Origin of the sequence: Bradyrhizobium valentinum, from assembly GCF_001440405.1 — a bacterium.
Lineage (GTDB): Bacteria > Pseudomonadota > Alphaproteobacteria > Rhizobiales > Xanthobacteraceae > Bradyrhizobium > Bradyrhizobium valentinum.
Genome location: NZ_LLXX01000050.1, coordinates 19427 through 31318, shown reverse-complemented (window position 1 = coordinate 31318; position 11892 = coordinate 19427). Strand labels below are relative to the sequence as shown.

11 protein-coding genes and 1 pseudogene are annotated in these 11892 nt (G+C 60.2%); 6 read left to right on the top strand and 6 right to left on the bottom strand.

The genetic code is table 11. The features are described 5' to 3' along the window. The first annotated feature begins 144 nt into the window (after positions 1-144). Positions 145-1041: a GNAT family N-acetyltransferase gene (locus CP49_RS08835; protein WP_057849888.1), complete on the top strand. Its 897-nt coding sequence runs from the start codon at positions 145-147 to the stop codon at positions 1039-1041. Between the two features lie 263 nt (positions 1042-1304). Here CP49_RS08835 and CP49_RS08830 read toward each other — a convergent pair whose 3' ends face one another. Continuing rightward, positions 1305-1517: a hypothetical protein gene (locus CP49_RS08830; protein ID WP_057849887.1), complete on the bottom strand. Its 213-nt coding sequence runs from the start codon at positions 1515-1517 to the stop codon at positions 1305-1307. Between the two features lie 73 nt (positions 1518-1590). Between CP49_RS08830 and CP49_RS08825 the strand changes: the two genes are divergently transcribed. From CP49_RS08825 to tcmP, 4 genes are read left to right on the top strand one after another with little or no spacing between them, the layout of a single operon-like run. Continuing rightward, complete coding sequence (locus CP49_RS08825) at positions 1591-1899, top strand: hypothetical protein (RefSeq protein ID WP_057849886.1); 309 nt, start codon at positions 1591-1593, stop codon at positions 1897-1899. Positions 1900-1907: 8 nt separating this feature from the next. Beyond that, the gene (locus CP49_RS08820; protein ID WP_057849885.1) at positions 1908-2123 is read left to right on the top strand and encodes a hypothetical protein; all 216 of its coding nucleotides are present in this window, start codon (positions 1908-1910) and stop codon (positions 2121-2123) included. Between the two features lie 20 nt (positions 2124-2143). Then, complete coding sequence (locus tag CP49_RS42480; RefSeq protein WP_082645930.1) at positions 2144-3055, top strand: DUF5131 family protein; 912 nt, start codon at positions 2144-2146, stop codon at positions 3053-3055. Then, on the top strand, positions 3021-3854 hold the full coding sequence (gene tcmP / locus CP49_RS08810) for a three-Cys-motif partner protein TcmP (protein ID WP_057849883.1): 834 nt from the start codon (positions 3021-3023) through the stop codon (positions 3852-3854). Before CP49_RS42480 ends, tcmP begins: the two co-directional genes overlap by 35 nt. 563 nt (positions 3855-4417) lie before the next feature. Here tcmP and CP49_RS45840 read toward each other — a convergent pair. The 5 genes from CP49_RS45840 to CP49_RS08795 all read right to left on the bottom strand — a co-directional run bounded on the left by CP49_RS45840 (position 4418) and on the right by CP49_RS08795 (position 9504). Then, positions 4418-4567, bottom strand: coding sequence for a hypothetical protein (locus CP49_RS45840; RefSeq protein ID WP_197423054.1), 150 nt, complete (start codon positions 4565-4567; stop codon positions 4418-4420). A gap of 1125 nt (positions 4568-5692) precedes the next feature. After that, positions 5693-6064: a Rap1a/Tai family immunity protein gene (locus tag CP49_RS44460; RefSeq protein WP_156438202.1), complete on the bottom strand. Its 372-nt coding sequence runs from the start codon at positions 6062-6064 to the stop codon at positions 5693-5695. Positions 6065-6555: 491 nt separating this feature from the next. Next, on the bottom strand, positions 6556-6915 hold the full coding sequence (locus tag CP49_RS08805; RefSeq protein ID WP_057849882.1) for a hypothetical protein: 360 nt from the start codon (positions 6913-6915) through the stop codon (positions 6556-6558). A 129-nt stretch (positions 6916-7044) separates the two neighbouring features. Continuing rightward, positions 7045-7629 carry a peroxidase-related enzyme gene (locus tag CP49_RS08800; protein ID WP_057849947.1) on the bottom strand — a complete coding sequence of 195 codons (585 nt, stop codon included), beginning with the start codon at positions 7627-7629 and terminating at the stop codon, positions 7045-7047. Positions 7630-7740: 111 nt separating this feature from the next. Continuing rightward, positions 7741-9504, bottom strand: coding sequence for an ATP-binding protein (locus CP49_RS08795; protein WP_156438200.1), 1764 nt, complete (start codon positions 9502-9504; stop codon positions 7741-7743). Positions 9505-10096: 592 nt separating this feature from the next. Between CP49_RS08795 and CP49_RS08790 the strand changes: the two are divergent. Further along, positions 10097-11839: pseudogene (locus CP49_RS08790) on the top strand (putative bifunctional diguanylate cyclase/phosphodiesterase); the annotation flags it as partial. Between the last annotated feature and the right edge of the window lie 53 nt (positions 11840-11892).

The following is an 11892-nucleotide window of genomic DNA, read 5'->3' as shown; positions in this document are numbered from 1 at the left end:
GAATCGGAGCGCCGGTTTAGGCTTGAGGACCGTTGGCGAGGCTTCATGTCGGATCAGGTTGCACCAACAGAGCCGCTCCTGCCCTAGCCACGCTGTGGTTTAGCCGTTACGATGTCATCTCAACGGCTGGCGCCCGTGAAAGATATGCCAATTAGCATACGCCCGGCAAGGAACGAAGACCTGGAGATTGCTGCCGCGCTGGTTCAGCGAAGCATCAATGATCTGTGGAGCCGGCATGGGTTTGAGCCATCGATGCCGCTGCGGCCGCCAGTGTTCCAAGCCTTCTGTCTGTCCGAAGATGCAACCGGCCTATGGATTGCGGAAGACGACGAGGCGATCATCGGCTTCGGCTTCAGCTGGACTCTCGCCGACTTCTGGTACTTGGCGCAGCTCTTCATAGAGCCGGGGAAGCAGGCAATGGGAGTCGGCGGGGAACTCCTCCAAAAAACCTTGCTCCATGCGGAGCGGCTGAAGGCGACAAATCGAGCGCTTATCACCTTTGCGTTCAATACGTCTGCAATCGGACTTTATACGAAGCACGGCCTGTATCCGCGGCAGCCTCTCTATCGCATCAGCGCACCGGCGAGCGTGGTGCAACGGAGGCTTAGAAGCAGCCGCTATGCCTGTAGCCCGATTGCGGCGGGCGCTCCGGTCGATTGGCTTGGCCAAATCGACAGCGACATTCTCGGCTTCCGCCGCGACCGGCACCACGAGTACCTGTTGCGGACAGATGCGACGGGATTCAGGATTGAGGAAGGCGGTTCCGCCGTTGGCTACGCGTACGCGTCGCCCGAGGGTCACATTGGACCTCTCGCAGTTGCGTCGGGCGCTGACTCCGCGGAGGTCGTCAGCGCGGCAATGGAAGCTGCTTTGAGCCTTCAACCTCAGCAGCTCTCGCTAATCGCACCAGGGGGTGCCGACGCACTCATGGCCAAGGTTATCGAACTTGGCTTTCACATCGTGCAGCCCCTCGTCCTCATGTCGGCGCGATCATTTGGCGATTGGCGCAATTACGTTCCGCGCGATCCCGGCTATATGTGAGTGGTTGTCGATTCCCTTCCTCGTAGACGTCTGCAATTGTGAAGGTTTTCGGTCTCGGACCAAGGGGCCGGGGGGATGGTCCGTTTTTTCAGACGGTAGTAGATTCCAACGCGGCGGCGCTCGGAATATGTTGGAACTGGGTGAAAACATTCGCGAGGAGGAAAGCTCGTGGCTAGAACACCCCCACGCTCACGGTGATCGACCCGGCATCGAAGCCAAATCCGCTCGCTCCGCCCGCGTCGTTGGGCAAGGCCGGTGCCGAGTTATGGGGATCGATCAACCGCGATTTTCACATCGAGGAAAGCGCCGGTCACCAGATGCTGCTGCGGAGTTGCCAGACCGCAGACACCATCGCCGAGTACGACGAAGAGATCGGCCGCGACGGCGTCGCGCTCAGAGTGAAAGGCATCGTGCGCGAACAGCCACTTTTGAAGCATCGGCTGGCCGCGCAAAGTTTCATCGTCCGAAGTCTGCACCGGCTAAACCTCGATGTTGTCCCGGCGCGAAATGAGGTTGGAGGCCGAACGGCGAGTACCGGGGAGAGCGCCGATGAGCACCATCCTGCGACGTCGCCGGGGCTCACGCCTCTCCCTCGGCCCTTATCGGAGGCACGAACTGCTCGGCGGCCGGGCCACATACCCGGTACAGGGCTATGACGGTTATGGCGATGGTCACGAGACCGACATGAGAAAATTCATCGGTCCCGAAATGCGCGCCGATTGGGCCGCCAATCGCGCCGCGCTCATGGACTTTTGGCAATCGGGCATGTCGGAGGTTGACGTTTTTCCGCACAATTGCCTTCCGTGGCTGTGCTTTGGCCGCCCCAGATCGCCCGCCGTGGGCCGTGGAGTATTTTAACTGAGGCCATGATCTCGCTCAGCGACGACGAAATGAGCGCCGTGATCGACGCCGCCCGGCCGATCCCGTCACGCGACCGCAGCGATTTCGTGCGCGAGGTCGTCGCCGAGTTGGCGAAGTATCCCGAGATCGGGCCAGGAATCATCGGCCGCGTCGTCGCCAAGATCCAGCGGGCGCATCTTAACCCGCCGAGCCTTCGCGTCGAACCGCGACTTCGCTGGTGAATCCATGTTATGATTCGGGCATGGCTGCGCAGTCGAAAATCGAATGGACCGATTCGACCTTCAACCCGTGGGTCGGATGCACCAAAGTTGCCAGACCGGGCGGCGCAGCATCCGCCTGCGACTTCTGTTACGCGGAAGGTTGGGCGAAACGCAGCGGTCAAGTGAAGTGGGGTAATAATCCTCGCCGACGAACGACCGATGCCTATTGGAAGAAACCGTTATCTTGGAACGCTCAGGCGCAGGACTTCCAGCGTGTTCACGGTCGCCGACAGCGCGTTTTCTGCGCCTCGCTTGCCGACGTGTTTGACAATCAAGCCGACCCACACTGGCGTGCCGATCTGTTCGCGCTTATCCGCCAGTGCGATCAACTCGATTGGCAACTGCTGACGAAGCGGCCGCAAAATATCCGCAAGATGCTTCCGGGTGATTGGGGCGAAGGCTACGCCAATGTTTGGCTCGGAACGACGACTGAGGACGGTCGCGCATATCGGCAGCGGGCCGCGCATCTACTGAAGTTGCCAGCTCAGGTCCATTTCATCAGCTATGAACCCGCATTGGGCCCGATTGGCGGTTTGGAAGTTGATGGCCGTGCTCCAGATTGGGTTATCATCGGAGGCGAGAGCGGCGTGCGTGCGGACAGAATCCGGCACACCCATCCGCAATGGGCGCGCGACGCTATTGCCGAATGTCGGCGGGTCGGCGCGGCTCCATTTTTGAAGCAGTGGGGAAACTACGAAAATAATCCCTTCGTGGTAGAACAAGGATTATCGATTGAAGACGCGAAGCGGCTTGACCCCCCCGGCAATGGCAAGGGCGGCGGCATATTAGACGGCCGACTGTGGAGAGAATTTCCGGTCGGCGCACCCGTTGTAAACGCCAAAGGGAGACGCGCCAAAAATGCCGTCGAGGGAAGAACAGTACCCGCTTGGTGACGACGGCTTGGTCGTTGAGAAGGTCGGCGCTTGGGCGAAGACGAAGCACAAGTTGCTCACTGACTACATTCAGGCTTCGGGGGGCGCGCGTTCGAATTATCATACCCGTAGTGGCGCATCTTACATCGATGTCTTTTGCGGTCCCGGCCGTCTGCTCATCCGTGATACCAAAGAGTACATCGACGGCAGTTCGGTCGCCGCTTACAAGCGCGGTCTGAAATCGCCCGGACCGTTTTCATCAATTGAGATTTCAGACTGGAATGAAGAGCTTCTCGGCGCAACGCATGCACGATTGCGTTCGCTCAAGGCACCTGTCGTGGCGACGCCGGGACCCGCTGTGGAGGCGATGGAGCGGATCGTCCAGAACGTACACCCTTATGGTTTGCATTTCGCGTTTCTAGATCCCCACAATTTGGGCGCGCTATCGTTTGAGCTTTTCAAGATTCTCAAGAAGCTGCAGCATATCGACATCATTGTGCATATCAGCATTGCCGACTTGCAGCGTAACGTCGATCTCTACACCTCTGAGGACTATGACCAGTTCAACACATTCGCGCCGGGATGGCGCAACGCCATCAATTACAACGCGATGAACAAGACTGCACTGCGGTCCGCGATTCTCAATTACTGGTCGGATCAAGTTGCCAGCCTAGGCCTCACGAAGGCAAAGCACAGCGAGCTTATCAAAGGGCCGGGCAATCAGCGGCTGTACTGGCTGTGCCTCCTCAGTCGGAGCCCTCTGGCACACAAACTCTGGGACGCGATCAGTTCGGCCGCAAAGCGACCAATGATGCTTTAGCGTGTGGGTCGCATTTCACTGCATCGTCGAAGCCGCCGCCACGATCTCGATCTTGGGCCGAGCTGCCCGTCCTCCGCCTGCACCACGGTCAGCGTGATCGGCGCTTCCGGCTCGGCTGGTGGCCGCGGCACAAACTGCATATTGCATGTCACTAAGGCGTGACAGGAAAGACGTTGCTTTTCGGTTTCGCTAGATCAACACTGGTCACCCCTGTGTAGAGTAAGGGGGCTGCCATGGTTGAGTGGTTTAAGCTCGGCGCGCTTTCCCTTCTGCTCTCAGCACTGTTGACCGCCGTGACGTTGTTGCCAATCCTGTTAGCTGCGGGCTGAAAAAAGCTCCCCTCGATGGCGTCTCTTACTTGATCCAGATCAACGCCGTCGCCCAGCAGCCGCCGGTGAATGGCGCATGGCAGTTGATCCAAAGCAGGTTTCCATCATCGAGATTGCCGGGATCGCGACGATCATTTTGAGCGTGGCTCTAGTCGTCGGCATGCTGTATTCCCTTTGGGCGGCACCCTGAAGGGTCATGGTTCGTTGCGCCTGTTACTGTGCCGCACCTCCGGCTCATTCCAGAACCTCGTATTCGAACGCAACGCCCTCCGGATCGTTCTTCGCAAACCATTCATCGGCGGCGTCGCGGTTCGCGAAAACCTTGAGGTGGTCGCAGTCGCCGACTTGCCTGCTGGTATCGACATAGATCCAGACGGGTGTCATTTGACGATCCTGTACGTACACGGTCAAGTCTGACGGGAAAAATAGGAACTGCAAAAGAAAAACGAGGTTGCCCTCAAACACGAGGGCCAATGGCGGCTCCGCGCGGAGCCGAAATGCCCTCAGTCGAACAATGCAGAGCCTATGCTGCGGTGTACAAAGCGCTCGCAGGTAATCCTGGGAATTCAGCCCGCCGATCTACCGTGCTAAGGAACATTTCACGTAGCTGGGCAGCGCTAGCGAACCAACTTGAGAGCCTTGCGATCATCGCGAAATCGGAGGGAGATCGGTAGATCGGCGGCGCGGGGGCAAGGGCGAGGCGCGGTCTGTGGCAGGGCGCGGCGTAAATTTAATCTTTGTTCCAAGGGAGGACAGGCAGCGACACCAATTCCGCCATGCCTGCTGCTAGATTGGACTTGAGGCATCGGGAGAGTTTTACCGGCACCCCCTTTTCAGAAGCCTCCCGCGCGCCGGCTGCCTAACATAAATCAACTTCCATCATCACCGCATCGCCTATCATTGGTGACTGGAGAGACATCATCGGTACTCCCGTATGAGTTTTCCGACGGGAGTAGTTTTGCGAGATATCTGGTTCAAAATTGCAGTGATCGCACTTGGAGCATTGACGGTCCTGTTAATGGTCATCGCTCTTTTTATACATTGAGTAGGGCCGCCACGTTAGGAACGATCCTAACCGTCTGGCGTATGTTTGGCGGCGGCCTAGCGTTGGCGAGGGCGAGGCAAGTCAGGGAACGATCTCTATGCACTGGCGACGGCGACGTGAGTTAGGAAACGATGCACATCGGCGGCCCAGCACCTTTCGCATGGCGGTGCTGGCTTTAATCGCATTTGCGTTGTGGCGGAAGAAGCGGACCCACAGCGGCACCTAAACCGGTCCTTCAGTTCTGATGCCAAACCGCATTCGCATTATCCGGCAATGAAGCGGTCCCGAAGTCCGGCAGCTTTGAAGGCCGTTTCGCCGACGGCCGGGAATCCAAATTCTTTTACTTCGATGACATTCTGGCGCGGCGGTTGCGGCCGGACATCCTCACCAGCGATGAGGCGCTAGAGCAGGCCAAGGCATTTGCGCGGGCGGAGCGGGAGAAGGGGTAGCTAGTCTCCGGACTATCACTGGCACGGCCAAGCATCCCGTATGGCTTCGAGAGCAAGTCTCTTGAAATCTTCGTGCATCCTTGCAGGATGATTATCGATGTACCGCACAACAACGCGAGCGATCTGACCAAGGCTTACTTTGTTGCCCTTCGACGGCGGACATATCCTGGGATCGACATAAAAAATGCCGTCGATGGTGCCCATGCAAAGTCCTCTTAGCACCGGGTCTCCGCGAAGCGGGGCACCCTCTACAGCATTCACCCACTCGCGGCATGCAGGCAGTATTAAATTCGCCGAACTGGTGTCTATCTCGGCAAAGCTTGCTCTGCTGGTAAACAGCAGCAGACCGAGAACAATGATCCCGCGCAGTTTTGTTCTATTGCCCAAAGTTGCCCCCTCTTAAAACGTTGCCGCCGACGTTAGCCCGCCCAAACTCTCCACAAGGCTCTATAGCGATTAATATTTTTCACCATCAAGAGCACAACGGGAATCGCGACACAAATGTGAACACTTCTACCGCACGCCGTTGATTTGTCTCGGCTTTTCAGGCCAGTTGACTTCCTTGCGCAGGGAATGCCGGAGTGCTCCGGCTGTACCTGTATGCTCGTGTGCGCATCTCTTTGCATATTTGCACACGAGACCGCGGGTGCAGCAAGCACCCGGCATTCCCTGCTCCCTCTGTTTTGAGGGAAAGGTCCATGCAAACCTCGGGCGCTTTGCGTCGCGAGAACGCGCAGTCACATTCACCTGTCATCGTCCGCGAAGGCGGACGATCCAGTATTCCAGAGACAGCAGTGATTGAATCGAGAGGCCACGGCGTACTGGATACCCGCCTTCGCGGGTATGACGATCTGAGTTGGTGCGACGATTGTGCGCCATTACCCCGGCGGCATCACCGAAATCCGTGCGCAGTCGCGGCGGCCCATCAGGACGCAATCCTGGGTCTTGCGGAGATCGGCGATGCTTATCGCAAGCCAGATGCCGATCGCGGTCAACGCCACCGTGAAGGCCAGCGCGGCGACATTGGCGAGCATGCGCTGACGGAAATCGTCGCCCTCGTCGCGCGGCCGCTCGTAGCGGGACAGGTCGTTCGCCGCCGGCGCCGTCTTGGACGTCTTGCTCGCCGTCTTGGCCGGATCGGATTCTTCCCGCCGGCTGGGCGGGTGGGCGGAGGTACGCGGCCGGAACTTGAGCACGACGTGCTCATCGTCCGAAATAATAGGCCGCTGGGTTTTCACTGCTACCGGTCCGCAAAAAATCGTGCGCCTCTTTTAGCACGCCGGCAGCGCTTCCGACATGAAATGTTGGCGAGTGCGGGACAGCCATCCCGTCCCGCAATGCAGGGAACCGGGAGCGGGCCTGCCGGCTTAGCTCTGCTTGGGCAGTCGTCCCATCATATAGAACTCGTCGTTCGGGCGCATCGCCGTGACATTGGCCAGCCGGTTCGAGAGCGCAAAGAAGGCCGCGATCGCCGTGATGTCCCAGATGTCATCGTCGCTGAAGCCATGGCCCGCGAGTTCGGCAAAATCGGCCTCGGAAACCGTGTTGGCCTCCTGGCTCACCTTCATGGCGAAGTCGAGCATCGCACGCTGCCGCGGCGTGATGTCGGCCTTGCGGTAGTTGACGGCGATCTGGTCGGCGATTTGCGGGTTCTTGGCCCGGATGCGAAGGATCGCCCCATGTGCGATCACGCAGTAGTGACACTGGTTGACGCTCGACGTCGCCACTACGATCATCTCGCGCTCGGCCTTGGTCAGCCCGCCGTCCTTCTCCATCAACGCGTCGTGATAGGCGAAGAAAGCGCGAAATTCGTCAGGACGATAAGCCAGCGTCAGGAAGACGTTCGGAACGAAGCCGGATTTCTCCTGCACCGCGAGGATCCGGGTCCGGATATCCTCCGGCAGCTTGTCGATGGCGGGCGGCTGAAATCGTTTGATGGCGGGCTTGGTCATGAAAGGTTCCGGCTTAAGACCGCGCGGAGCGGCGTTGGCCCGAACCATATAGCGTTTTTGGCTGAGGTGGATACCGGCCCGCGCGAAGAATTCGCGCGAACGCGTGCCGCCTCAGCGCAGCGGCTTCTTGAGGAGCGAGAACCGGTCGGGATCGAGCCCCATCGAGGGCTGCAGCATCGGCGCTTCCACCGGCGTCATGATGCGGGCTGCAGCGGGCCGGTCGCCAATACCGGGATCGTTCGGCACGTCGCGATGCGAGGTGGCGCCGCGCCAGCGATCCAGCACGGCAGACACGAAATGCATGTCGTGGCCGGCAGAGACCGACGGCACGGACGCGATGGTGGCTTCGCTGCGTGGCAACTGATGGACCGGCACCTCCTTGAAGCGCAGGCGCGTCGGCAGCGCCACGCCTTCGCCGAAGGCCAGCACTTCGCGGGTGCCGAGCGAGGGTACGAACGACAAGAGGTTTGCGGCGGCATCCGAGACTGCCGAGCGCAACAGTGCCTGGTCGCGGTCGTTGGCAAGGCGCATCGCAAACAGCGTGTTGCACTGGGAGATGATAGTGGCGTCGAGTTCGGCCGGACGCTGGGTGACGAGGCCGAGGAAAACGCCGTACTTGCGGCCTTCCTTGGCAATGCGCGAGACCGCCTTGCGGGTTGGACCGAAACCGATGTTGCGGTCGGCCGAAGCGTAACGGTGCGCTTCCTCGCAGACGAACAACAGCGGCGATACGCCGTCGCTCCACAGGCCGAAATCGAACGCCATTCGGCACAGCACCGACACCACGGAATCGACGACTTCGGCTGGGAAGCCGGCGAGCTGCATGATGGTCATCGGCCGGCCGTTGGCCGGCAGGCGGAACAGATGGCTGATCACTTCCGCCATGGTGTCGCCGCCGACATTGGCGTTGTCGAACATGAAGGTATAGCGCGGATCGTTGCGCACGGTCTCGATGCGCGAAATCAGCTTGTGATAGATGATGCGCGAGGAGCGGTTCTCCAGCTTGCCCATCCGCTCGTCGATCAGCGAGATCAGATCGACCAGCCGGTAGGGCACCGGCGTATCGACAGTGTAGCTGCCCGACTTCGGGTCCATGCGCTTGAGCCCGAGACGATCGGAGTTCTGGTACTGGGTGTAGATTCCCTTCGCCATCGGGATGACTTCGGCGAGAACGTCGAGTTCTTCCGGCACGCCGGGACGGCCGCCGAACAGCACGTCCACAATCTCTTCGAAATTGAACAGCCAGAACGGCAGTTTCAGGTTGCGCGGGTTGAGCACCAGCGCACGGTCGCCGAAGCAGCGGCCATACTCGTTGTGCACGTCGAGCAGGAATACCCGCAGGTTCGGCCGCGCTTTCAGGATCTCGTTGAGCAGCAGCGACACGCTGGTCGATTTGCCGACGCCGGTGGAGCCGAGGACCGCGAAGTGCTTGGAGAGCATTTCCTCGACGTCGACATAGGCGATCACCGACCGGTCCTGCTGCAGGGTGCCGACATTGATCTGGTCCGACCCGCTCGGCGCATAGACGGTGCGGAGGTCCTCGGCGGTGACGACGTCGACGGCATCCCCGATGGTCGGATAGTTGGTGACGCCACGCTGGAATTTGGGGCGCTCGCCGCCGGAAATTTCGCCGAGCAGGTCGACCGAGGCGGTCGCGATATATTCATCGGAGTTCGGCATGTCCTCGCACGATACTTCAGTGATCATCGCGATGATGGTGGAACCGGCGCAACGGATGCTGATGAAGCGGCCGACGGTGGCGCGCACTTCGGCGACGGGCATCGGGCCCGCGGCCAGAAGTCCGACCCGAGCGAGGGAGCCGCGCACGGAAATCACACGTCCGAAGGATGTCACGGTGCTGAACCTGGATCTCATGAATTGGGGTCTGGCCCCCATTATGGTCGGCCGCGACTAGCGAAACGGTTAAGCCGGAGAGGATTCGCATCAGCTAAATCTGCGGCATCTCGGCCAGGATTCGTTTTTGCGATGGAGCTCCGGCGGCGCTGCCGGATGTCAGTTACGCTGAAAAATAAGGGCTTTCGTGCATTTCTGGCCGCGTGCGACGCCAGCTTCGAATTAATCGTTCGTTTACCACTTCGGACGAGAGGAGCCGGCCCGGGGCCGCGTCCCGGTAACCTCCGATTCCAGATCGCGGATTGGCGCCAGCGCGTGTGCAAGGTAACCGATTGCTAACCGCAAGTTGTAACGCGCCTTCCATCAGTACTACGTACACTGACGGGGGCGCGCGATTAGCTGTCTGAGTTCCATTCGGACGAACTCCATCATTCCAAGGGCACTTCGTGTGAGCAACGAGGGTGGTCTTCAAATATCGAGCGGTTCGGTCGGTTCTGCGCAAGAGGGCGGATCGGTCAAACTGCTTGCGGTGTGCGGCGTGCTGCTTGCGGTGATGGTTGCGGCCGACTTGGCGACGTCGGCATGGAGTCTTCGCGAGCGCGTGCTGCTTGCGCTCGTCGCCGTTCTGGTCGTGATCGCCGGGTTGTTGCTGCGGCGTCACCGGTTGACCGATCAGCGGCTGGCAGCCGAGCGGCGCCAGCTTTCGATTGCCGTGAACAATATCCCGCAAGGTCTTGTTCTCTATGATGCATCCGCGCGGATCATCATTTGCAACCAGCCCTATCTCGACATGTTCGGACTATCGCCTGATGTGGCCAAGCCCGGCTGCACGATACAGCGGCTGATCGCCCACCGGAAGGAAACCGGATCATTCGACGGCGATGTCGATGAATTCTGCAACGCGATCATACAAAAGGTGTCGCTCGGTAAAGCGACGCGTCAGCTGACGCAGGCTCCGGGCGGCCGGGCGATCGAGATCATCAACCGGCCGCTGAAGGGCGGCGGCTGGGTCGCCACGATCGAAGACATCACCGAGCGCGCGCGCGCCGACGAGAGAATTGCGCATCTGGCGCATTTCGACGGATTGACGGACCTGCCGAACCGGATTCTGTTCCGCGCGCGGCTCGAACAGGCGCTCGAAGCGCTCCGGCCGGGCGAGCAACTGGCTGTGCTCTATATCGACATCGACGAGTTCAAAGCCGTCAACGATGCCCTGGGCCATTCGGCCGGCGACGAGCTGCTCAAGGGCGTCGCGGAGCGCCTGCGCGGTTGCCTCGGAGACGCCGACGTGGCGGCTCGCCTCGGCGGCGACGAGTTCGCCGTCATTCAAATGGCTATCAAGGATCGGGCGGAAACCACCCGGCTCGTTGATGAAATTCATTCGGCGATCAGGCAGCCCTTTGAATGCATGGGGCACCTGATCACCACCGATGCCAGCATCGGTATAGCGCTAGCGCCCGGCGACGGGGTGCACCTCGACCAGTTGTTGAGGAATGCGGACCTCGCCCTCTATGGCGCCAAGGCCGACGGACGGCGGACCTACCGCTTCTTCGAGGCCGGCATGGATCAGCGCGCCAAGGCGCGGCGAAGCCTGGAACTCGAGCTGCGCCAGGCGATCACCGACGGAAGCCTGGAGACCTATTATCAGCCGGTGCTCAATATCGAGGACGGCAAGATCAGTTCGTGCGAAGCGCTGTTGCGGTGGCGGCACCGCGAGCGCGGCATGATCTCGCCGGCGGAATTCATCCCGATCGCGGAAGATTCCGGGCTCATCAATGAACTCGGCCAATGGGTACTCAACGCGGCCTGCGCAGAGGCCGTCAACTGGCCGGCTCACGTTCGCGTCGCGGTCAACATCTCGCCGGTGCAGTTCAGGAGCCAATCGCTGTCGTTGAACGTGGCGGCGGCGCTGGCAGCCTCCGGCCTGCCTGCCAGCAGGCTCGAACTCGAGATCACCGAGGCCGTGCTCATTCGCGACGACGCGGCGTTGGACGCGCTGCATCAGTTGCGCAAGCTGGGTGTGCGGATCGCGCTGGACGATTTCGGCACCGGCTATTCGTCGCTCAGCTACCTGCAGCGTTTCCCGTTCGACAAGATCAAGATCGATCGCTCCTTCATCAAGGATATCGCAGGTCCAGGGGCATCCTCATCCATCGTCCAGGCGGTGGTGAACATCGCGGCCGCCAGCGACATGATGACGACGGCGGAGGGCGTCGAAACCGAGCAGCAAAGGAACCTGCTGTACATCCTCGGCTGCACCGAGATGCAGGGCTATTTGTTCAGTCCTGCGATATCGGCCGCCGACGTGAGGCGGCTGCTGCTGTCGCACCGTGCCAGGGCCATGTCGGCTGCTTGAAACGCCGGGCGCGACTTGCTATCGACGGTGAGGCAAGAATAAGAACAGGGCAG